This window comes from Sphingobacterium sp. LZ7M1, from assembly GCF_024296865.1.
GTDB lineage: Bacteria > Bacteroidota > Bacteroidia > Sphingobacteriales > Sphingobacteriaceae > Sphingobacterium.
The window spans coordinates 4,317,990-4,341,152 of record NZ_CP101134.1 but is presented as its reverse complement, the minus strand read 5'-3'; the positions used below and the strand labels follow the sequence as shown (position 1 = coordinate 4,341,152).

18 protein-coding genes are annotated in these 23,163 nt (G+C 37.4%); 6 read left to right on the top strand and 12 right to left on the bottom strand.

The features are described from left to right. The first annotated feature begins 32 nt into the window (after nt 1–32). Entirely contained in the window at nt 33–689 is a 657-nt protein-coding gene (locus NMK93_RS18565; protein WP_254530245.1) for a carboxypeptidase-like regulatory domain-containing protein, read from the top strand. On the opposite strand, the gene NMK93_RS18560 is transcribed toward NMK93_RS18565, so the two are convergent. From NMK93_RS18560 to polA, 11 genes are all read right to left on the bottom strand, one after another. Next, the gene (locus tag NMK93_RS18560) at nt 686–1,915 is read right to left on the bottom strand and encodes an ABC transporter permease (RefSeq protein ID WP_185213251.1); all 1,230 of its coding nucleotides are present in this window, start codon (nt 1,913–1,915) and stop codon (nt 686–688) included. The genes NMK93_RS18565 and NMK93_RS18560 overlap by 4 nt on opposite strands. Before the next feature lie 4 nt (nt 1,916–1,919). Then, complete coding sequence (locus NMK93_RS18555) at nt 1,920–2,561, bottom strand: MBL fold metallo-hydrolase (protein WP_185218436.1); 642 nt, start codon at nt 2,559–2,561, stop codon at nt 1,920–1,922. Between the two features lie 40 nt (nt 2,562–2,601). Beyond that, the gene (locus NMK93_RS18550; protein WP_254530247.1) at nt 2,602–3,345 is read right to left on the bottom strand and encodes a shikimate dehydrogenase; all 744 of its coding nucleotides are present in this window, start codon (nt 3,343–3,345) and stop codon (nt 2,602–2,604) included. Continuing rightward, nucleotides 3,342–4,751 carry a tetratricopeptide repeat protein gene (locus NMK93_RS18545; protein WP_185218438.1) on the bottom strand — a complete coding sequence of 470 codons (1,410 nt, stop codon included), beginning with the start codon at nt 4,749–4,751 and terminating at the stop codon, nt 3,342–3,344. The genes NMK93_RS18550 and NMK93_RS18545 overlap by 4 nt, the downstream gene beginning before the upstream one ends. 226 nt (nt 4,752–4,977) lie before the next feature. Next, the gene (locus NMK93_RS18540; protein ID WP_254530249.1) at nt 4,978–6,357 is read right to left on the bottom strand and encodes an OmpA family protein; all 1,380 of its coding nucleotides are present in this window, start codon (nt 6,355–6,357) and stop codon (nt 4,978–4,980) included. A 243-nt stretch (nt 6,358–6,600) separates the two neighbouring features. Further along, complete coding sequence (locus NMK93_RS18535; RefSeq protein WP_094257458.1) at nt 6,601–7,614, bottom strand: inorganic phosphate transporter; 1,014 nt, start codon at nt 7,612–7,614, stop codon at nt 6,601–6,603. A gap of 34 nt (nt 7,615–7,648) precedes the next feature. Then, a complete protein-coding gene (locus tag NMK93_RS18530; RefSeq protein ID WP_094257457.1) occupies nt 7,649–8,296 on the bottom strand; it encodes a DUF47 domain-containing protein in 648 nt (215 codons plus the stop codon). A 74-nt stretch (nt 8,297–8,370) separates the two neighbouring features. After that, the gene (locus tag NMK93_RS18525) at nt 8,371–9,186 is read right to left on the bottom strand and encodes an ATP-binding protein (protein ID WP_308214550.1); all 816 of its coding nucleotides are present in this window, start codon (nt 9,184–9,186) and stop codon (nt 8,371–8,373) included. Nucleotides 9,187–9,434: 248 nt separating this feature from the next. Beyond that, nucleotides 9,435–10,088: a phosphatidylserine decarboxylase family protein gene (locus NMK93_RS18520; protein WP_185213245.1), complete on the bottom strand. Its 654-nt coding sequence runs from the start codon at nt 10,086–10,088 to the stop codon at nt 9,435–9,437. 42 nt (nt 10,089–10,130) lie between these two features. Then, complete coding sequence (locus NMK93_RS18515) at nt 10,131–11,228, bottom strand: toxin-antitoxin system YwqK family antitoxin (protein WP_185213244.1); 1,098 nt, start codon at nt 11,226–11,228, stop codon at nt 10,131–10,133. Nucleotides 11,229–11,233: 5 nt separating this feature from the next. Then, complete coding sequence (gene polA, locus NMK93_RS18510) at nt 11,234–14,041, bottom strand: DNA polymerase I (protein WP_254530252.1); 2,808 nt, start codon at nt 14,039–14,041, stop codon at nt 11,234–11,236. 119 nt (nt 14,042–14,160) lie between these two features. Here polA and rsgA point away from each other — a divergent pair, with 119 nt between their 5' ends. From rsgA to NMK93_RS18485, 5 genes are all read left to right on the top strand, one after another. After that, complete coding sequence (gene rsgA, locus NMK93_RS18505; RefSeq protein WP_254530254.1) at nt 14,161–15,081, top strand: ribosome small subunit-dependent GTPase A; 921 nt, start codon at nt 14,161–14,163, stop codon at nt 15,079–15,081. Nucleotides 15,082–15,238: 157 nt separating this feature from the next. Beyond that, complete coding sequence (locus NMK93_RS18500; protein WP_254530256.1) at nt 15,239–17,044, top strand: hypothetical protein; 1,806 nt, start codon at nt 15,239–15,241, stop codon at nt 17,042–17,044. A 64-nt stretch (nt 17,045–17,108) separates the two neighbouring features. Further along, complete coding sequence (locus NMK93_RS18495) at nt 17,109–18,893, top strand: TrkH family potassium uptake protein (RefSeq protein WP_254530259.1); 1,785 nt, start codon at nt 17,109–17,111, stop codon at nt 18,891–18,893. Between the two features lie 5 nt (nt 18,894–18,898). Next, nucleotides 18,899–19,585 (top strand): TrkA family potassium uptake protein, encoded by a 687-nt coding sequence (locus NMK93_RS18490; protein ID WP_185213240.1) that lies wholly within the window; start codon nt 18,899–18,901, stop codon nt 19,583–19,585. Between the two features lie 172 nt (nt 19,586–19,757). After that, nucleotides 19,758–22,229 carry a YfhO family protein gene (locus NMK93_RS18485; protein WP_254530261.1) on the top strand — a complete coding sequence of 824 codons (2,472 nt, stop codon included), beginning with the start codon at nt 19,758–19,760 and terminating at the stop codon, nt 22,227–22,229. A 141-nt stretch (nt 22,230–22,370) separates the two neighbouring features. Here NMK93_RS18485 and NMK93_RS18480 read toward each other — a convergent pair whose 3' ends face one another. Next, on the bottom strand, nt 22,371–22,979 hold the full coding sequence (locus NMK93_RS18480) for a ribonuclease HII (protein ID WP_254530263.1): 609 nt from the start codon (nt 22,977–22,979) through the stop codon (nt 22,371–22,373). Nucleotides 22,980–23,163 lie beyond the last annotated feature (184 nt).

Here is a 23,163-nt window from a genome sequence, read left to right as displayed (position 1 = left end):
TTACGTATGATTTTCCCTAGTTTTGTTGCTACATGAAATTCCTACAGAAATATATCTTGCTTGCTGTACTATTGGCAGTTGGTTTGAGCCTCCAAGCTCAGAACAATAAAATAGTACAGGTCTCTGGGTATATTTTAGCGGAGGAGACGGATATTGCAGTTCCTTATGTGACTATTCGAAATGAAAGTTATGGGAATGAGACATATTCAGCCAACCATGAAGGTTACTTCTCCTTTGTCGGACATACCGGTGACGAGATTGTCTTTTCTTCTATTGGTTACCGCTCCGTGAGGATTACCATTCCTAATGTCGATGGTGATAAATATACCGTCAAGATCGAATTGACACCCACCGTAGAGGAATTACCGATGGTTACTGTTGGTCCTCCACTGCCATGGGCAAGTATTGAAGAGTTCAATATGGAATTCTTGGCCTTGAATATTGGTAGTGATGATGTAATGACTGCAAAAAGGAATCTATCTCCTCAAGCTTTGGCATCTCTTTCTAAGATTGTTCCTAGGAGTGCTGAAGAAATCCAAACGTTTAATAACTTTCAGCGACATATCAATATGTCGAATAAAGCCATCAACCAAAATATGGCAAACCCACTGTTGAATCCTTTTGCTTGGGGTTCATTGATCAACCAGATCAAGCGTGGAGATTTTAGTAGACAGCGACTGAAGTATTAATTGGACTCTAGCGCTCCGCGCTTATTGATGCCTCTTATGTTTAACCTGGAGGCCATATAAGAAACCAAAGTGGAAACCGCCATTACCGTAATAAAGATCAGCACCAAATCCATATAACGAATGTCTACAGGGTAGGCGTCGAACAATGAGCCTTCGCTGGTTGTGACAAATCCGAAATGATCTTGCAATAAACAGAAAACCAATCCTAAGAAAGCGCCAGTGACACTTCCGATCAATGCAATGAGGATGCCTTGGTAATAAAAGATGTTTTGGATGAGGTTATTGCTCGCCCCTAAACTATTCAATACCACCATATCCTGTTTCTTGTCGATCACCAACATGGTCAGGGAACCAATAATATTAAATATTGCAATGATTCCGATGATCGTCACGATAAAGAAAACGATCCATTTTTCTGATCGTACGGTTTTGTAAAGGGTAGGGTTCTGCTGTTCCCGGTTCTTTACCTGAAAATCCTTGCCTAATAGAGCTTGAATTTCCTTTTGTAAGCTTGTAGAATTGTCGTTTTTCCCATAGAGTTCAATTGCTGAGATGCCTTCATGCTCATTGAGTAAATCTTTTGCAAAATCTATGGGTACAATGATTAAATCTTCGAAGCCGGGTTGATAGCCGAGAATGGCATTTGGCTTTATTACGCGTGTCCTGATATCTTCCAATGGATTGATATTGTTTGGAGATGCTTTTTTGTCAGGAATATTGAGGAATATCTGATTTTCGTCTCCTTGCAGCGGAACTTGTAAGTTTGCCTGGACCGTGGTGCCAAGAATAGCGTAATTCGTGCTGTCTTCCTTGACTTCTAACCTGCCTTCCAATAACATGTCTTCATTGGCGATTTGATGTAGGCTATTGGGTTCAATGCCCTTTAATCGCCCAATAAATTGCTGTTGGTTAAATTCAGCAAGGACCTTGTCTTCTAATACCTCGCTATATGAAGTGATTTCTGGTAATGCGCGAAGATTTTTAAAGGCTTCGCTATTGGTGGAAAACACCTTGCCTGAGGATGGTTCAATCCTATATTCTGGCGAAAAAGTGCTGTACTGTGAAAGAATAAAGCGTTCCAATCCATTGTAAAAGGATAAAACTATCACCAAAGCAGCTGTGCTCACCAATACCCCGATCATACTGATCGATGAAATGATATTGATCGCATTTACTGACTTTTTTGAAAAAAGATATCGTTTCGCAAAGAATATTGGGAGCTTCATTGTTCTAGGCTCTGATAAATGGATTAGTCTTTTTTTCTTCTCCAACAGTGGTAGTCGGTCCATGACCAGGATATACTACTGTTTCTTCAGGGAGTGTGTATATTTTGGTAGCAATACTGTTCAACAATTGCTGATGGTTGCCACCTGGAAGATCTGTGCGACCGATACTGCTCTTGAACAGAACATCGCCGCCTATCAAGAAGTTATGTTCTTTACTGTATAAACAAAGATGGGCAGGTGAATGACCAGGCGCTAAGATCAGGGATAATTCTTCATCGCCTATCTTTATGTTATCATCTTCTGTTAAGAATGTCTCAGGAATGGGCGATGGCTCATATCGGATACCCATTTGAGGAGCATAGTTTTGTACCTGTATCACTAAGGGTAATTCGCCCTCATGGAACTGTGGAATTAAATCATAGGTCTCAGATACAAATTTGTTGCCCAACACATGGTCGATATGACCGTGGGTATTGATAAGATGGATTGGTTTTAGACCATTGTTTTCAATATATTCTTTCAGATGGTTTTCTTCTTGATAATTGTGCATTCCAGGATCTATAATGATGCAGTTTTTGTTTTCATCATAGATTAGATAGGTGTTTTCCTGGTATGGATTGAATACAAATGTCTTGATATGTAGCATGTCCAAAAATAGGAAATATTTCTAAGCAATTGGGTTTTTCCTATTGATTCCAGATTTCCCAGTTTTTTTCTGCTTGCAAAACCAACATTTCATAACCATTTTTAATAGCTGCCCCTCTTTCTTTTCCTTTTTTTAGGAATAAGGTTTCTTCAGGGTTGTAAATAAGGTCATATAATAAATGTTCACTGCTGATTGCATGGTATGGCAAGGCTGGACACTCCTCGGTTTTTGGGAATGTTCCTAATGGTGTGCAATTTATTAATAATGGCGTGTTTTGGATTAATTCTTCCGTTAGGTCTTCATAGGAAAGGTTATCCTCTGTCTTAGCCCGACTAACGATCTTATACTCAATGCCTAGCTTTTTTAAAGAGTATGCAACGGCCTTTGTTGCTCCTCCATTTCCAAATATTAATGCTTTGCTATGGTTGGGTTTCAATAATGGCTCCAATGACTTTTCAAATCCATATGCATCTGTATTGAATCCTTTCAATTTAACACCATCTGTTTCATGTCGGATTTGTATGCAATTCACAGCGGCGATTTCCTTAGCTTCTTCTGAAAGTTCCGTTAAATATTGCATCACATCCTGTTTATAAGGAATAGTTACATTGACTCCGTAAAATTCAGGGTTATTCAGATAAAGGCTCGGAAATTCTTCGATTGTTGAAAGAGGGTATAAATCATAATCAATATTCTTTATACCCTCGTTTCTAAATTTTTCTAAATAATATTTTTTGGAAAATGAATGGCCAAGGGGATAGCCAATTAATCCTAATTGTTTCATCTTCCTTCTGTATATTTTTTAATTATGTCTACAATAACTTGATTTCCCTGTAATTGAGGCAAGTACTCAAATAATATATAATGCTTCTCTGGGTCTACATTTAAGGCAAGTTCCAAGAAACTCAAAGCCTCTGTATATTTCCCTGCTGCAAACATATAGGCAACCATTCGGTAATAAAGTGTAGCTTCATCAGGGTTACATTTGATGGCTTCTGAAATTACTTCAATAGCCTCTTCAAGTCTTGTTTGCTCAAATAAAAGCGATGAATAGTCCAACCATGCCTCAGCATCGGTTGGGTTTAATTCAACAACTTTTGAATAAGCTTCAATAGACTGATCAAATTGTTTCAATTTATATCGGGCATCCGCAATCGCAAACCAATAATCTGGATTTTCATCGTCGATTTCTAGGGCTTTTTTGTAAAAATGAAGGGATTCAAAATATCTTTCTTCAAAATCTAAAGTTACTCCAATGCCAAACCAAGCATCACTTTGATTGCTATCAAGCTTTACAGCTTTTTTATAGTACTGTCTAGCTTCATCCATCAACTCCAACTTTTCATAGCATTCCCCAATGGCACAATAAGTATCTGCATTAGGAGTTTCATGCTCGAATGTTTGTTTATAGACTTCAATTGCTTCTGAATAGCGATCTAAGTTTACCAGGGCATTCCCTTTATTGAAATAAGCAGATGAGAAATTCTCATTGATCAAGATAGCATAGTCATAAGCGTCAATTGCAGCTCCAAAATCACCCAATTTATGGTAAGCATTTCCTAAATTATACCATGCAGCATATGAATATGGGTCTGTATCGATGTATTGGTTATAGAATTGTATACTTTCTTGCTGTTGTTCCAATACATCATAGCAAAATGCTATTTCGTAAAGTGCATCTTGATTATCTTTATTTGCTTGAAGGGATTTCTTCAGATATGATATTGCCTTTTCGTAAGAACCCTGCATCTGATATAAACCAGCAATCTGGTAATAAACCTCATCTTTAGCATCACTTAGTTTTAATGCCTTAAAAAAGTTTTCTTCGGCTAGAGCATGTTCCTGGAGGGCAGATAGGATTGTACCCTTGATTAAATAGATATCACCTTCCGAAGGTTCTAATAATTCAGCCTTGTTTAAAGCCTCCAATGCAGGCTCATACTGTAAAGTTGATGCCAATAGCTGAGCTTTTTTAATTAAGAACAAGGTTTCGAATGGGTGTTGGGCAGATGCAAATTCTATTACTTGTAAAGCCTTTATTGGATCATTGTTAGTAATGTAATAGTCAATAATGCTTTCAAAAGCTTTTGCGTCAAAAAAGTACTGGTCTTCATTTCGAAGCATTTCCTCATAACGATCCACCGAAAATTTTTGTTCTTCCGGTGTTCCAAATTCAAAATCTTCTTCCATTATTCTCCTCTTTAAATTTTATTCGTACTCTCCAATTCCTAAATGAAAATACTATTTTTTGAACATCTGAATATGTAATTGTTTTCAACATATTCACATTTTAGACTGGGCTAGTCTGCAAAAGTAAAGTTAATAAAGTAATTACAATGTAAATACTTGTGTAAAACAACAAAAAAGCCAGCTGAAACAGCTGGCTTTTATTATTTCAAATTGTTATTTCTAACAATTATTTTTTGATCTCAACACGACGGTTTTGAACACGACCTTCTTCAGTATCGTTTGAAGCAACTGGGTTAGCTTCACCGTATCCTGTAGCGTTGATGCTTGATGCAGATACTCCAGCGTTAACTAAGTATTGTTTTACTGCATTTGCACGGTCTTTTGATAAGTTCATGTTGTAAGCTTCTGTACCTTCAGCAGATGCATAACCATCTAATGAAACAGAACCATTGCTGTCTTTCAATTCTTTAGCTAATTTATCTAAAGTAGAGTAAGATTCAGTTTTCAATACTGAGCTGTCAAATTCGAATTGAATTGGAGCGAAGTATCCTGAAGTAGTTCCGTCAGTTAATTGCTGAGGCTCAGGGAATTTGATTGGACATCCTGATCCGTCAACTACTGTACCTGCAGGAGTTCCTGGACATTTGTCAAATTTATCAGATACACCGTCACCATCAGAGTCTTTGCTTAATTGATCAACAGTACCTTCTAAAGTAGATACGCGTTGTTTCAATGCTTCAACTTCGTTACGTAATGAAGGGTCTTTCAACTCATCATATAATGTAGCAACTGGGTTAGTGAATGTTAAGCTTTCTTTATCACGAGAACCTAAAGTGAACTCTAAACCACCATATACGTTAGAGAATTTTTGTTTTCCGTCGTAACGAACTGGTCCGTATAATAAGTTGTCATCAGTGAAGTTCATTGTGTAACCTAAGTTCAAGGCAACAACTTCAGATAATTTAAATTTAACACCAACACCAACTGGGATAAATCCAGTTAAACGGTTGTCACGGTCTCCAGTAGACTCACGGTCACCAAAGATTTCTTGACCCCATTTACCTTCGTTGTTGTAAACTTCAGTACCTGTGAAATCGTTGTTAGCAAATTGAACTGGGTTGTGAGCCATAACACCTAAACCAACTTTAGCGTAGAAGTTAACAGCATTTTCTCTTCTCATGAAGTCGATAGTACCTAATTGGAATACACCATTTAAGCTAGCTGCCCAGTTAACTGAAGTCTCAGCAGATCTTGCACCGTTTGCAGTTTCTGGAGCAGTTACTAAGTCATGGTTGAAAGTTTTGATACGACCACGGTTTCCTTCTAATTCTAAACCGAATAAGTGAGAGAATTGTTTACGGATAGTTAAACCATAGTATTCACCAACTTTGTTTTGGAAATATCCAACGCGTTGTCCGAAACCGTTTTGGCCACCTAAAATAGTGTTAGGAGTAGTGATACCACCTTGAACACCAATTGACCAAGTTCTGTATTGTGATCTACCACCAAATACAGTTGGGGTTTGTGCTTGAGCAGTTTCTGCGAAACCTAAAGCGGCTACTAAAGAAGCTGCAACAGCTGTTTTTTTAATTGTAGAATAGTTCATACTCTTTTTTTTAAGGTTATTAAAATTTTTAATTGTTTCTAGTTGTAAAAATCAATTTAACATAACTTAACAATAACAATGCCAAAAAATGTTAATTTGTAAAAAGCCCTTTTTTTATGTTACCTACAGGTCCTTTTGCCGCGTAAAAATACTTATTAACATTAAATAACACAAATTTTTTATCAAAACTTTATTAATTGTCAATAAATTCGAGCATAATAACAGATGCCTGTATGATATTTACTACAAAATATAATGAATTATTGCTAGGGTTAACCCACCTAACAACGCACTTACAGGTATAGTTAAAATCCAAGCCCATAATAAACTTATGGTAACTCCCCATCGAACGGCGGAAACTCTTTTTACTATTCCAACACCGATAATTGAACCAGTGATCGTGTGAGTCGTTGAAACCGGAATACCAAAGTGCTCTGTAATCCCCAAGGTGATAGCACCCGCTGTTTCTGCACTTACTCCTTCTAATGGAGTAACCTTTGTGATTTTAGTACCCATTGTTTTTACGATTTTCCATCCTCCACTCATCGTTCCTGCTGCAATTGCAAAATAACAAGCCAATGGCACCCATTCAGGCATTTCTTCAAAACTTCCAATTACCCCTTGTGCAATCAATGCTGTTGCAATAATACCCATAACCTTTTGGGCATCGTTACCACCATGAGCAAAACTCAATCCTGCTGATGAAACTAACTGAAGGATTTTGAACCATTTCTCGGCTACAGCTGGTCTTGCTTTTTTGCAGATGTTGATAATTATTAAAGTAATGATAATGGAGATGGTCATACCAACCAATGGAGCCAAGACAATAAATGATACAATCTTTAAGGTTGCACTTAAATTAATAGCTTCCATGGGATTTGCTCCTAAGAATAAAGCATATGCCATTCCTGATCCCGCAAATCCACCAATCAAAGTGTGACTTGAGCTTGAAGGAATTCCATAATACCAGGTAAAAAGGTTCCATGCAATTGCGGCTACAAGGCCAGCAAAGATAACCTCTAGGGTGATGTATTCTTCTATGACCGTTTTGGCAATGGTATTAGCGACTTTATGGTCAGTAAAAACAAAATAAGCGACGAAGTTAAATAAAGCGGCCCATAGTACTGCCATAAATGGAGTCAATACTTTGGTCGAAACGATAGTCGCAATGGAATTGGCTGCATCATGGAAACCATTGATGTAGTCAAACGCAATAGCCAGAACGATTACGACAATTAATAATGTGGTTATACCCATAATTTAATATTGTTGTGAATTCTTATTTAATAAATTAAGCGTTCTTCACAAGAATACTTTCTAATACATTGGCAACATCCTCACATTTATCAGTTGCATCTTCCATCGCTGATAAAACTTCTTTATTCTTGATCAGGTTGATTGCATCTTTTTCATACTCAAACAGCTCGGCAACTGCTTTGTCAAAAATATAGTCTGCCTTATTTTCGACGCTGTTGATGCGTACACATGAATCGGTAATATTTCTGATGTTTTTTAAATCTTTTAGCTCAAATAAAGCTTTTGCAACATGTTCAGTTGCTTCAAGAATTAAGCTTGAAATTTCTTTCATAGCCTCGCTTGGTTCTGTAACCTTATAAAGCTCCATTCTATTGGAAGCTCCATGAATAAAATCAGCAACATCATCTAATGAACTAGCTAAGGCATGGATATCCTCCCTATCAAATGGAGTGATAAAGTTCTTGCCTAATTCTAAATGGATTTGATGTGTAAGATTATCTCCTTTGTGCTCAAGATCCTCCAATAATTTGGAGTTATCTTTTCTAAGCTGAAGATCTGTAGTATGAACGCTTTCTTTTAGAAGCTTAGCCATGTCAATTAAGTTTGATCCGGCTTGTTCAAATAATGGGAAAAATTTCTTGTCCTTCGGGACAAAGTATTGAAAAATGCTATTTAAAGACATAACTCGTATTTTAAGTAGCGCAAAATTATGCACTTAATGTTAAGTTAATGTTAAGTTTTGATAAATCGCTTAAATTAAGCTTTCTCAAGGGTAAATGAAAAGGTAGTACCTATACCTTCCGTACTTCTAACATGCACATTTTGCTGATGCGCTTCTATGATATGTTTAACGATTGCAAGTCCTAATCCTGATCCTCCGATATCCCGAGATCTACTTTTATCCGTCCTGAAAAATCGCTCAAATACTCTTGGTAGATTTTTTTCTTCAATGCCTTGACCATTATCAGTAATTTCAATCAGTACCTGGTCTATTAATAAGTGAACCTTGATATTTGTTTTACCTCCCTTGGATCCATATTTAATAGAATTATCAATTAAGTTGATTAAAACTTGTTGAATTTTCTTTCTATCCGCCTTTACATTAATTGGATTATTGCCTTTAGGGTTAAAAACAAGGGTTATATTATTTTCTTTGGCTTTATATTCCAAATCATCGATGGTCTCTTTAATAAGTGCAATGAGGTCAAATTTTTCCTTTACAATTGAGATCTCGCCAGATTCCAGTTTTGCTATTTCATCCAAATCATGGATCAGATAGCTCAAGCGATCTAAATTTCGAGAGGCTTTATTCAGAAAATTAACTGCCATTTCTGGATTGTCCTCAATCATACCGTCTTGAAGGGTCTCAATATATCCCTGAATCGCAAATAATGGGGTTTTGAATTCATGGGAAATATTAGAAAGAAATTCTTTTCGAAATTTTTCTTGAGCTTTTAATTGGTTAATCTCTATGGTTTTTTGTTTGGCCCAGTCCCTTACTTCTTTTTCTGCATCTCCAATCGGATCTTCAGATTTATGGTCCCCTAAAGCGTCTTTCAGTTCTTTGCCCAACTTCAGGTTGTGGATCAATTTGTATACAGATTTTATTCTTTCGTATACAAATTTTTGAAAAACATAGTTTAATAAGCTGAATGAAAGGACAAAACTCAGGATCAGGATAAAGGTGAAAGTAGGTAAGTCCCTCTCATAATAGTAGTTCATTCCTGATAGTGTCAAGGAAAAAACAAAACTAATGACAAGGATTAGGGTGCGAAAATTCATGTTTTACCTAATTAAAGGTGATCTCTCATTGTTTGAGATTAAAAACGGGCAATAATTGATTTACCTCCCGTAACCTTATCCCCAATGTTTACATTGATTTTTGAATCCAATGGCAAAAACAAATCCACCCTTGATCCAAATTTAATAAATCCAAATTCTTCACCTTGTTTCACCTCTTGGCCTTCTTTCACATACCAAACGATCCTTCTAGCCATTGCTCCAGCTATTTGACGGAACAATACTTCTACTCCAGATTCGGTCTTTACAACTACGGTTGTTCTTTCATTATCAGTAGAGGATTTTGGATGCCATGCTACCAAGAATTTCCCAGGATGATATTTGAAAAAGGATACAATTCCAGATACAGGATTTCGATTGACGTGGACATTGATAGGAGACATAAAAATCGAAACTTGAATCCTACGGTCCTTCAAATATTCAGTTTCTTCTGTTTCTTCAATCACTACAACCTTACCATCAGCAGGACATAGTACAATCCCATCATCGATTGTTATGGTTTTGTTTGGACTCCTAAAAAATTGGACAATCGTAATCAACAGAAATGCAGAAACAATATATATGATCCATTTCACAACACTACCGGCATCATAATAATGCGCAATGGCATTTATTATAAAAATAAATAATACTACTAATGCTAAACTGGTATAGCCTTCCTTGTGAAATTTCATAAATAAATATTTGTGCAAATATAATTATTCTCTATTAATGTCCTATTGTTCATTCTTTCTAGCAATGTTCAAGCTATGGAATTGTATCTTTCCAGATTCGTCCGATGATACTTTTCCCTTTACAGTAATCTCATCCTGAATGTATTCCCCATTTACAAACGAGGGAATATATCGCTCTACGGAATTTAATACCAACTTAAATGGTCTGCTTATCTCCTCAGGAACATCATCTATGATCTCTAATTTTGATGGGTTTCCATCCTTGCTTACCTGAACTTTATATTCGAAATTATCCTCAATAGGTGCTCTCAATTCAAAAGAATGAAAAGGTTGGGTGAGATAATCAGTTAAATAGCTGTTATAACCCGCGATTTCATCGTAATTACAGCCCTTGGAAATGAATTTTTCTGCCCTAAAGAAATTTTCAACCGGTAGAACGCTGAAAATAGGAGATGAATACTCAGTTTCATTGATTATATCATACCCGGATTTGAAAACCCCTCTATAGTAGACTTCCTCAGCAACTAAATCAGCTAATTTGTCAGCCGTATAATAAATTTGCCAAATTCCGTCTGGCACACCGTCTTTTAATTTTCCTTTATGTTTTACAAATGGATAGCCATAGGGATTATAACCTTGGAAAGGAACATTGAAATCAAACCTGCCATTTCCTCCTTCTACAACCTTCCGCCCCCGGGTATCATTGAACTCCATGATTTTCACATAGTCAGGAGAAAATTCTACAACCATCATTAATGCTCCATCCGGATAATAGTAGTTCCAATTGCCTTGAGGTCTATCATTCACAAATGTGGCTTCCCATTTAATGGATCGATTGGGGTGATAGGATTTGAAATAGCCAGTTTTTTTTCCATCGACATAAGAACCTTCAAGTATCGGCCTGCCTTCTAAATCAAAATCGGTAAATGAACCGATATATTTACTGCTTGCAGGATCAAAACTCGCTACACGCTCAATGCTCTTAAATTCACAGTCTCTATCAACTAAATAATAATTGTTATCAAAATAAAAACGGACGAGGTTTTCTCCAGATTTTTCAAAAAAAATAGGGCTTCGGTCCTGAGCGAAGCTGTCCAAGAAAATTACAATAAAGAATAAAATACTACTCAGTATCTTCATTTTGTTTAATGTGCTTCTAACCAATTTCTTCCTTCACCAATCTCTATTTCAATTGGAACTTGCATCTCAATAGCGTTTTTCATCCTATTTTCAATGATGGATTTAAATTCATTGATTTCATGATTGGGAACATCGAATACAAGCTCATCATGTACCTGCATGATCATCTTGCCTTCCAATCCTCTTTCTGCAATATCTTTTTGGATATTTATCATGGCTATTTTAATCAAATCTGCTGCAGAACCCTGTATTGGAGCATTGATGGCATTTCGCTCTGCGAATCCTCTAACGGTCATATTTGCAGAATTGATATCCCTTAGATAACGCCTTCTTTTCAATATAGTTTCCACATATCCATTTTCCTTTGCAAATTCAATTACTTCGCCCATATATTTTCGAATACCTGTATATTGAGTGAAGTACTGGTCAATGATTTCTGCAGCTTCTTTGCGACTGATTCCCAAATTTTGTGACAGACCAAATGCAGATTGTCCATAAATAATCCCAAAGTTTACAGCCTTAGCATTTCTCCTCATATCAGAATTAACTTCCTCCAATGACACCGAATAAACGCGAGCAGCAGTTGCCTTGTGAATGTCTAATCCTTGTTTAAAGGCCTCCAACATATTAACATCTTGACTTAATTCCGCCATAATCCTTAGCTCAATCTGAGAATAATCGGCAGAAAGCAATGTCCAGTCTTCATTTCGGCTGATAAAGGCTTTTCTCACTTCCCTTCCTCTTTCCGTACGGATTGGGATATTCTGTAAGTTTGGATTTGTAGAACTCAATCTTCCAGTGGCAGCCACAGCCTGATTGTAGGAAGTATGTATTAATCCTGTATTGGGATTGATCAGATTTGGAAGGGCATCAACATAAGTGGATTTCAACTTCTGAAGCTGTCTAAAATCTAAAATATCCTGTACGATGTCAGATTTGTTTGCCAAAGCCAAAAGAACGTCTTCACCGGTTTTGTATTGACCTGTTTTTGTTTTTTTAGCTTTCGGATCTAGTTGAAGTTTGTCAAATAGAACTTCTCCAAGTTGTTTTGGAGAGGCGATATTAAAGGTAACACCTGCTTTTTCATAAATCTGTTGCTCTAATACCTTTACATCTTTTTCTATTTCTTTTGAAAACTGCTTCAAGGTATCTACATCCACTTTTACTCCATTTCTTTCCACATCTGCCAACACTTTTAATAATGGAAATTCAACCTTTTGAGCTAAATCTATAGTGGAAGTTTCCTCAAGAAGAGGAGCAAGCTTGTTTTTTAATTGTAAGGTAATGTCAGCATCTTCAGAAGCATACTGTTTCACCAGCTCGACATCAACATCCCGCATATTTCCCTGATTTTTCCCTTTACCCCCGATTAAATCGGTAATAGAAACTGGAGTATAGTTTAAATAAGTCTCTGAAAGGTAATCCATGTTATGGCGAGTGTCAGGATCAATGAGGTAATGGGCAAGCATAGTGTCAAAAAACTCACCTTTAACATCAATATCATATCTGGATAGAAGAAGGATGTCATATTTTAGATTTTGACCAATTTTCTTAATGCCTTCATTTTCAAATATCTCTTTGAAAATATTCACTGTTTTTTGCGCTTCATCTTGATCTGCACTAACTGGTATATAATAACCTTCAAAAGCCTTGGTACTAAATGAAATTCCAACCAATTCCGCTTGTAGAGCATCCAAACCGGTTGTTTCCGTATCAAAACAGAAGGATGCCTCTTTGGCTAATTGCAGTGCAAGTTCTTTTTGTTTTTCTTCGCTGTCAACAAGTATATATTGGTGTGCAGTATTTTGAATGTTTGTAAAAACTGGGTTTTCGACAACTTCCGCAGGTTGATTGCTCTTTGATCCTTCTAAGTTTGCATCATTATGGACTGCAAAAAGATCCATTTGCCCAGCTTTTGGTGCCGAATTTTCAACCATGCTGAAATCCTCTCCAAAAACTCTTTTTCCTAAAGTCCGGAACTCCAATTCAACAAACAAAGGCTCTAACAGATCTTTATTAGGTTTCTCTAATTCCAATGCTTTTTCGTCCAATTCTACAGGAACATCCAGTAAAATGGTAGCAAGCTTTTTAGAAATCAATCCCTGTTCCGAAAAGTTTTCTACATTTTCTTTCAGTTTGCCTTTCAGTTTATCTGTGTTTTGGATCAGGCTTTCGATAGATCCAAATTCTTGGATTAATTTTTTAGCGGTTTTCTCTCCAATCCCCGGAATCCCTGGAATGTTGTCAACAGCATCACCCCATAAACCTAAAATATCGATGACTTCATGGACATTGTTTATTTCCCATTTCTCCAAAATTTCAGGAACACCTAAAGTTTCAGCGCCATTACCCATACGGGCAGGTTTATAGATGAAAATATTGTCCGATACCAATTGGCCAAAATCCTTGTCAGGAGTCATGCAATAGACCTTAAAATCCTTCTTTTCACCCTTTTTCGCTAAAGTCCCAATGATGTCGTCGGCCTCAAAACCATCCATGGTAATGATTGGGATATTGAACCCTTCGATCAAGCGATATATATAAGGAATGGAAGCGGCAAGATCCTCGGGCATTTTTTCCCGTTGAGCCTTGTATGCCTCAAACTCTAAATGTCTATTGGTTGGTGCTGCAGTATCGAATACAACAGCAATATGACTAGGTTTCTGATTATTTAAAACATCGAGCAAAGTATTGGTGAAACCCATAATTGCCCCTGTGTTCAGTCCGTATGATGTAATGCGAGGTGTTTTACTTAGTGCGAAGTATGCACGGTAAATTAATGCCATCCCGTCTAAAAGAAATAACTTTTTCAAATTCTTCGTTTTTTTACCTGTATAACAAAGTTAACAAATTCAAATAGACGCAAAGATTAATTATTTTTTTCCATTTTTGCGGGAATTGCTTGTATTTTTAAATAACATGGAAAATTGATATGCGCGGACTTGTAACAAAATCTACCGGTAGTTGGTACCAAGTTTTGGATGATGATGGAAAAAGATATGAATGTCGGATAAAAGGAATATTCAGAACCCAAGGTATTAAAACAACTAACCCCATTGCTGTGGGGGATAGGGTGGAGTTTGAAATTGAGCATGGCCAACAAAGCGCAGTTATCACTAAACTTGAACCGAGGAAAAACTATATCATTCGTAGATCAGTAAACCTTTCCAAACAAACTCAAATTATTGGTGCAAATCTAGATCTAGCACTCTTGGTGGTTACTTTGGCCTCGCCACCTACATCTACTGGCTTTATCGATAGATTTCTGGTAACAGCCGAAGCTTATGGGATTCCAGCGGCACTTGTATTCAACAAATTGGACCTTTTTTCTGAAGAGGGCCTTGAGATCTTGGCAGAATACATGGCCATTTATGAAAACTTGGGTTACCCATGTTATACCGTATCCGCATTGGAAAAGGAAAATATAGAAGAACTGAATGAAGTTTTAAAAGACAAGATTACCCTCATTTCTGGTCACTCAGGCGTTGGAAAATCTACTTTGATCAATGCCATTATTCCAGGAGCCGATCTTAAAACCGGTAATATTTCCGACTGGTCTGATAAAGGAAAGCATACAACTACCTTCGCAGAGATGATCGATCTTCCGTTCGGTGGGAAGCTTATCGATACTCCGGGGATTCGAGAATTGGGAATCGTGGATATCGAGCCCCAAGAACTTTCACATTATTTCCCTGAAATGCGAAACCTCCTTAATCAATGTAAATTCCATAATTGTAGACATATCAATGAGCCGGGATGTGCTGTTTTGGACGCATTGGAAAATGGTGAAATTGAACCCTCACGCTACGATAGCTATCTGAGTATCTACAATAACGAAAACAACAGGAATTAATTCCTTCAAAATTTTCCTGAAGATTTGTAGTTATTTTGTTCTTTTTCAGTTAGTTGATTTAATTCTATTTAAATATTTTCTCCAGTAAATAAACATATTGGCTATATTGTTGTTAGGAAATAACACAAGCTGGGGATAAACCGTTTTTTTGAATTTTATGAAACCTATTTGGAAATGGATTATTGGGATTATAGCCGTCTTAATTTTGGCTATTTTGGGAATTGGCTGGTATTATAGCCGAAATTGGAAACCTATTGTAGAAGAAAAACTCAAGGAAACAGTTTCTAAAGCTACAAATGGTCTTTATTCATTGAAATATGATGATTTGGACCTCAATGTGGCTCTCGGAAATGTCACCTTAAAAAATGCAGAATTGATTCCTGATTCTGCTATCTATCGGAAAATGGTACTCACTAAAGAGGCGCCTAATAGCCGCTATCATATCAAACTTTCAGCCTTAAAGGTCCGCAGATTCAATATCTGGGATGTAATCAAGAACAGGAAGCTGTATATCAAGGAAATCAATTTTGATTCCCCTGATATACATATGATTTCCGAACGTCATGCCTATAATGACACCATTCAGCCTAAACAGCCCAAAACGCTATATGATAATATCAAAGATGTTTTTAGTTCAATAAATGTTCGGGATATAAACATTGATAATGTAAGATTTAAGTTCTCGAAAATTGAAGAAGGCAAATCCAGCGATATCGTCTTGGATAGCATAGGCATCAAGGTGCATGATATTTTGGTAGATCAGGCTTCTATACATGATACGACCCGCCTTTTTTACACCAAGATGGTCGAGGTTGAAGTGCCCAAGTTTGAATATGAACTCTCCAACGGCATATACAAGGCCAAATTTGATCATTTGATCATGAATACTCAGGATCAAAATGTATTGTTGACCAAAGTTGAGTATGCTCCAAAAATGAGCAAGGCAGCATATTTTAAGACCAGAAATGAAAACATAACCATGGCGGTCATGAAGTTTGACACCCTTCGTTTCGAAAAATTAGACTTCAAGGAACTGATTGACAACCAGCAGACCATTGCGCAACATGTACAGATTAAAAACGGATCCGTTTCCTTATATAATGATAAGAGGTATCCTAAAAAGAGTATCTCCAAGATAGGGAAATCACCTCAGCAGCAATTAATGAAAGTTAAGCAGCTCATTAGGATTGATACCGTATTTGTAGATAATGTAGACGTACTTTATGGTGAACATTCTGCGAAATACAATAAAGAAGGTGTAATTACCTTTAATCATGCCAAAGGAACATTGACAAATGTCACCAATGACAGTACGTTGTTGGCGAAAAATAAATTTATGCGGGCGGATCTGCAGGCAAGGATCATGAACGCCGGTCTGTTAAAAATCCAGTTTGGCTTTGACATGCTGAGTAAAGATGGCTATCATACCTATAAAGGTTCTTTAGGTAGAATGCAAGCTCCAGCTTTCAATAAAATCTTGACTCCTCTGCTAAATGCTGAAATAGCCTCAGGAAATATTAGAAGCATCAGTTTTAATTATCAGGCCAACGACTATAGAAATTGGGGAGATTTTAGATTTGATTATGACCATCTAAAACTAAACCTGATGAACGCAATCGACCCAGGCATGAGTAAAACCAAGAAAGGGGTATTATCTTTTGTGGTCAACAACATCCTGATCAATGACAGTAATCCTGATGCCAATGAAAAATACCATATTGGCAAGGTAAATTATAAGCGTGTTCCAGAACATACTTTTTTCAAAACGTTATGGCAGAGTCTTCTGGATGGGATCAAACAATGTGCGGGAATCAGCAAAGAGCGAGAGGCAAAACTGATGGGAGCCGCTGAAAAAGGTAAAGATGTCGTTGATGAAACCAAGGGTGTAGTCAAGCGAACAGGCAATTTCATCAAAGGATTGTTTAAAAAGAAAGATAAAGAAAAAGAAGAAAAGAAAAATTAGTTTCACGTGAAAGCTTTTTTTATGAGCCGTTCATTAATGAAGATATTGCTATGTTTGTAACTTGATGGATTCGATATTTAGCTTCCTAAAATATATATTTCGTTATAAAAAGAAAACCGTAGATCAGATTGTTTTTTATGTCAGTTTGATCAGTGCTGTAACCATGGTTGTGCATGTAGGTTACATTACGGATCCGGAGGTTGCAGTAATTACCGAGGATGCAGTTGTAGCTCTATATTATGGTCTTTTTCTTTTTGAGATCATTCGAACTGCCTCATCAATACTCGTAGCACGGCGAATTAATGTGTCGCACTATACAGGGGTATTGGTCAGTGCCTATTTCCTGTTAATAACGATTTCGAGGATTACAGGTGGTTTCTTATCTACTTTTGCAAAAGACGAATGGTTATATCTTGGGATTGCCATTATATTCCTCTCAGAACTTTCGAAAAACAGCCTTTTCTTTGATAATTTCTACTTCAATCCGACCATATTATTTGTCATCAGTTTCTTGGGATTGATTATTCTAGGTGCGTTTCTGTTGATGCTGCCTCGTACGACACTGGAAGCGCCATTAAGTTTTGTCGACGCTTTTTTTATGGCCACAAGCGCCGTCTGTATCACAGGGCTTTCCACAACGGATATTTCGACCAATTTTTCTCTTTTTGGGCAATCCGTCATTATGGCCTTGATCCAAGTAGGTGGATTAGGGATCATGACCTTTACGGGATTCTTTGGGTATTTCTTTTCAGGAGGTTTTTCCTTCAAAAATCAATTGATGTTCGGAGAGATCTTAGGCGAAAACAAACTGAATTCTGTAATCTCCACTCTACTGACCATCATCTTTATCACTCTTCTTTTCGAACTGATCGGTGCCATTATGATTTTTGCCTCATTAGAAGCTAAATATTTTGACTCGGTTGGAGAGATGATTTTCTTTTCTTGCTTTCATGCCATTTCAGGATTCTGTAATGCAGGTTTTACCATTATTAAAGATGGGGTAACCAGCGATGAATACCGGTTCAACTATAATTTTCAATTGGCGGTAGCATCCATGTTTATTTTAGGAGGTTTCGGTTTTGGAACCATATTTAACCTATATACTTGGGTTCAGGAAAAAGTGAAATCTATGGTCCGTAGATTGATACAGAAGAAAAGTTATCGATATAAACCGCAGGTTTTTTCATTCAATTCCAGGTTTATTGTAGTCTGTAATGTCACAGTTATTCTTTTGGCTACACTTTCTTTCTTTATTCTGGAACAAAATCATAGTCTGATGGCGGATAAATCCTCTTTTGGAAAATGGGTAACTTCCATTTTCATGGCGAACTCTACCCGCTCAGCTGGATTTAATAGTGTGGACTTAAACTTTATCAATATTCCCACATTGATCATGTTTGTGACCTTGATGTGGATTGGAGTTTCACCAGGATCAACAGGGGGTGGAGTAAAAGTAACGACCATTGCCATCGCCTTGATGAATATTGTGGCGCTTGCCAAAGGGAAAGAATCCATCGAAATCAATAAACGCAAAATTGCATCTGAATCAGTGAATAAAGCCTTTGCCATTATTCTGCTATCCGTTCTGACCATTACCTTAAGCTTTATCTTATTGAATTTTTCAGATCCAAATCAACAGATGATTCCTTTGTTGTTTGAATCCGTTTCTGCATATACAACCTGTGGTTTATCCCTTGGAATAACCTCTTCCTTAACGGCGACGAGTAAGATTATTTTAATGTTTACCATGTTTGTAGGAAGGGTAGGAATGCTAACCTTATTGGTTGCATTTATTAAAAACACAAAGAACAAAAGTTATATTTATCCAACTGAAAAAGTATTGTTTTAAGAGATATGAAGTATATAGTATTAGGATTAGGGCATTTTGGGAGATCTTTGGCAATCCACCTTACCGAGCTAGGACATGAAGTAATCGCGGCTGATAAAAACATGAGCATTGTTGAACAGACCAAAGACCGCATTACCCATACCGTATGTCTGGACAGTACCGACCGTGATGCGGTCAGTTCATTGCCCTTAAGGGAAAGTAATGCCGTTATTGTAGCGATCGGTGAGGAAGAAGGTGCAAGTTTGATGACAGTGGCTCTTCTAAAACAACTGAAAGTAAAACGGATTATTGGTCGGGTAGTTTCAGATTTACAAAAGACTGTACTGGAAGCCATGAACATTGATGAATATATTATGCCGGAAGAAGAGGCCGCAGAGCGTTTAGCGATGCGTTTGGATAATATTGATATTGTTGACTCCTTTAAGATATCTGAAAAATACAGTATTATCGAAACAAAAGTTCCTAGCAAATACGTGGGAATGACCTTAAAAGATGCCGATCTGACCAATAAATACAAGGTTATTGTCCTGACGACTGTTCATGTAGAAAATGAAACCACTAAGGATGGTTCCACTCGGGTGAACAAAGAGGCTTCAGGGATTGCAAAATCCGATACCGTATTAATGGAAAACGACCTTCTGGTCCTATTTGGTGAACTGGCAAATATTAAAGATTTGATTCAGAAAGGTTAAAATAAACTTTTAACTAAATCCTTGCTCCAGACAAAATTAATCAATCGAAGAAGCCAAATAATCCTATAGGCTTCTTTTGTTTTATTTCAACTTTCTGATATCTCTTATCTCAAATCTCAACTCTATTCTATATTTTTGGAGCTATATCATTAATAATCCTATTAATTACTAGATGAAAACTTGGTTTAAGGAAAATCAGAATCACTTAATCATTATAGGCATCTTCTTGCTTCTAGTGGTGTTTTATTTTACGCCAGTATGGCAAGGCAAAACCTTACTACAAAGTGACGTGATGCAAGCTCGTGGTAGTCAGAAAGAAATTTTTGATTATAGAGAAAAAGACGGTACGACTCCATTATGGACTAATTCAATGTTCGGAGGGATGCCAACCTACCAAATTTGGTATGATCATGCCAATAATATCACCACCCACATCGGACCTGCTATTCGAGCTATATTTCCTCCGCCAGCGGATGTCTTGCTCATGTTCCTCCTAGGTGGATATTTCCTCTTCGCTGTATTGCGAATGAAGCCTTGGGTCGCGGCCATTGGTGCCGTCGCACTCGCGTTTTCATCCTATAATATGATATATGTCGAAGCTGGGCACATCAATAAGGCCTATGCTATCGCTTATTTCGCGCCTATTATCGGTTCGGTTATCCTCTGCTATCGCGGCAGCAAGTTTTGGGGACCTAGTCTACTGGCCCTATTCTTGGCACTTGAACTCAGGGCAAACCACATCCAGATGACCTATTACCTTTTCCTTGCCTTATTGGTATTGGTTGGGTTTGAGTTATATTACGCTATCCGTGACAAAAAATTGAACAATTTCTTAAAAGCTACAGGTTTGCAGCTGATCGGGGTTGTTGTCGCAGTTTTGGTCAATGCATCGGTGTTGTTCCCAACTTATGAATATAGCAAGGAAACCATCCGCGGAAAAGCGAACATCAGCAAAACAGATGATTCTGGTAAATCTGCCGCAGGTCTAGATAAGGAATATGCCTATGCGTGGAGCCAAGGTATTGGTGAAAATATTACCTTTTTGATACCAAATGCCTATGGTGGCCGTTCTGGAGGAACATTAACCCCAGAATCCAATACCATTAAAACCTTACAGAAAATTGGTGCATCCAAAGAAGAAGCTCTGCAGTATGCAAATAGACTTTTCCCTACTTATTGGGGTGAAAAACAATTTACCTCTGGACCTTGGTATTTTGGTGCAGGCATAATTTTCTTATTTGTCCTAGCGCTATTCGTGGTAAAAGACCGATTAAAATGGTGGATTTTAGCAGCAACCTTGCTGACTATTTTGCTTTCGTTTGGTCGTCACTTGCCATTTATATCCGATCTATTCTTTGACTACTTCCCAATGTACAACAAATTCCGGGCTGTAGAATCAATTTTGGTTATCCCTTCGGTATTGATCCCACTTCTTGCAATCATGGGATTGAACGAGATTATTACTCGTGGAAATGAAATCAAAGATCTAGATAAAAAAGTATTATATTCTGGTGGAGCCGTTGCTTTGCTGTGTCTGCTTATTGCAGTTATGCCTAGTTTGCTTTCTCTACGTATTTCAAACCATCAGGATTATGTTGCCTCATTGCAACAATATATTCAAGACCCAAGTTTAGCTAGTGAATTGGCCAATTCATTGTTGAAGGACCGTGCTGATATGGCTTCAAATGATGCTTGGCGTTCTTTCTTTATTGTGGTGTTGACATTCGCCTTTGTATGGTTTTTCGTTAAGAAAAAACTTAATGCGGGAATCTTGATTGCTGCGGTAGCCGTTATTACCCTAGTAGATCTTTGGTCAGTAGATAAAAGGTATTTAAACACAGAATCTTTTGTAGACAAGAGTATCTATGAAAAACCGATCCCTGAAAGAGAAGTTGATCAATTGATACATTTGGACAAAGACCTTTCTTATAGAGTATTTGATCTGACGACAAGTCCGTTCAATGATGCCAGTGCTTCTTACTTCCACAAGAGCATCGGTGGATACCATGCTGCCAAATTGATGCGCTTCCAAGAATTATTGGAACATCAATTCAATGGCAACTTTAATGAAGATGTGTTGGACATGTTGAATGTACGATATGTCATCACAAAAGATCAAAGCAACAATTCAGATAGGATCCAACGCAGAAGCTCTGCATTAGGAAATGCCTGGTTTGTGAACAATGTTAAATTTGTCAACAGCAACCAAGCTGAGATGGATGCCTTGGGTACCTTTGATCCGAAAAAAGAGGCCATTGTAAACGAAGGATTGAAAGGCCAATTAGGGGACAAATCCATTGGTCAGCCAAATAACGCTGAAATTAAATTGACATCTTACCATCCTGATACCTTGAAATATGAATATTCGGCAGGGAACAATGTCTTTGCAGTATTCTCTGAGATCTATTATGACAAAGGCTGGAAAGCTTACGTTGATGGCGAAGAAGTGCCTATCATCAGAACTGATTACCTATTGAGAGGTTTATCCCTACCAGGCGGTAACCACAAAGTAGAATTTGTTTTTTCACCAAATTCTATGCGAATCAGCAATATCATTTCACTGATTGCATCCATTACCCTTGTTTTAGGTCTAGGATTCGCAATTTGGTTATCTATCAAACATAGAAAAGAAAAAGCCAAATAAAACGGCTTAAGCGTATAAAAAAAGGAGATTCTTTATTAGAGAATCTCCTTTTTTTGCTTTTATCTTAGAATGCTCAGCCAGCGTGTTAAGTCTTACTCTGCGGAGTCTTGGTGTTCCCATAGCAAAGGGAAAATATATCCCCTAAAACAAGGTCAACTGCGGATCAGTGACCCTAAAGGTTTTTCTATGGTGAGGGGTCAACCCCAACTTTAAGACCGCTTGCCTATGTTTTATGGTCGGGTAGCCTTTATTCTGCATCCAATCATAATCTGGATAATCAACAGCAATGTTTTCCATGTACTCATCGCGATAGGTCTTTGCCAAGATCGAAGCTGCCGCAATGGAGAGGTACTTGCCATCACCCTTTATTATACAGGAATGAGGCACATTGGGATAAGGAATAAATTTATTGCCATCAATGATCAGGAAACCTGGTTTCACAGCAAGCATATCTAAAGCCTTGTGCATCGCCAAATAAGAGGCTTTATGGATATTGATCTTATCAATCTCTTCAGCCGAAACACTCGCAACGGCATAAGCCAAGGCTTCCTGCTCAATAATTGGCCTTAATTCCATGCGTTTCTTCTCCGAGAGCTTCTTGGAATCATTCAATACGGGATTACAATAATCCGCCGGAAATACCACAGCCGCTGCAAATACAGGCCCTGCCAAACAACCTCGGCCAGCCTCATCACATCCCGCTTCAATAAAGTCCCGCTGAAAAGTTGAAAGTAAAGTAATTGAATTCATGCTGTAAAGGTAGTATTTAGTAGTTAGTATTTAGTATTTAGATAGGTCCGTCTACAATAGATCACTTATTTATTAGATAAGAAACACTTGTCAAAATCATTGAAAATCTGGCCGAAGCCAGAGTCTAAATACTAAATACTTTATACTAAATACTACCCCAAAGAAATGTAACAACTCCGTGATT

Bases quoted from the DNA above. Each gene is read 5' to 3' on its own strand.
- NMK93_RS18565 (WP_254530245.1), top strand. From the start codon at position 33: ATGAAATTCCTACAGAAATATATCTTGCTTGCTGTACTATTGGCAGTT.
- NMK93_RS18560 (WP_185213251.1), bottom strand. From the start codon at position 1,915: ATGAAGCTCCCAATATTCTTTGCGAAACGATATCTTTTTTCAAAAAAG.
- NMK93_RS18555 (WP_185218436.1), bottom strand. From the start codon at position 2,561: ATGCTACATATCAAGACATTTGTATTCAATCCATACCAGGAAAACACC.
- NMK93_RS18550 (WP_254530247.1), bottom strand. From the start codon at position 3,345: ATGAAACAATTAGGATTAATTGGCTATCCCCTTGGCCATTCATTTTCC.
- NMK93_RS18545 (WP_185218438.1), bottom strand. From the start codon at position 4,751: ATGGAAGAAGATTTTGAATTTGGAACACCGGAAGAACAAAAATTTTCG.
- NMK93_RS18540 (WP_254530249.1), bottom strand. From the start codon at position 6,357: ATGAACTATTCTACAATTAAAAAAACAGCTGTTGCAGCTTCTTTAGTA.
- NMK93_RS18535 (WP_094257458.1), bottom strand. From the start codon at position 7,614: ATGGGTATAACCACATTATTAATTGTCGTAATCGTTCTGGCTATTGCG.
- NMK93_RS18530 (WP_094257457.1), bottom strand. From the start codon at position 8,296: ATGTCTTTAAATAGCATTTTTCAATACTTTGTCCCGAAGGACAAGAAA.
- NMK93_RS18520 (WP_185213245.1), bottom strand. From the start codon at position 10,088: ATGAAATTTCACAAGGAAGGCTATACCAGTTTAGCATTAGTAGTATTA.
- NMK93_RS18515 (WP_185213244.1), bottom strand. From the start codon at position 11,228: ATGAAGATACTGAGTAGTATTTTATTCTTTATTGTAATTTTCTTGGAC.
- rsgA (WP_254530254.1), top strand. From the start codon at position 14,161: ATGCGCGGACTTGTAACAAAATCTACCGGTAGTTGGTACCAAGTTTTG.
- NMK93_RS18500 (WP_254530256.1), top strand. From the start codon at position 15,239: ATGAAACCTATTTGGAAATGGATTATTGGGATTATAGCCGTCTTAATT.
- NMK93_RS18495 (WP_254530259.1), top strand. From the start codon at position 17,109: ATGGATTCGATATTTAGCTTCCTAAAATATATATTTCGTTATAAAAAG.
- NMK93_RS18490 (WP_185213240.1), top strand. From the start codon at position 18,899: ATGAAGTATATAGTATTAGGATTAGGGCATTTTGGGAGATCTTTGGCA.
- NMK93_RS18485 (WP_254530261.1), top strand. From the start codon at position 19,758: ATGAAAACTTGGTTTAAGGAAAATCAGAATCACTTAATCATTATAGGC.
- NMK93_RS18480 (WP_254530263.1), bottom strand. From the start codon at position 22,979: ATGAATTCAATTACTTTACTTTCAACTTTTCAGCGGGACTTTATTGAA.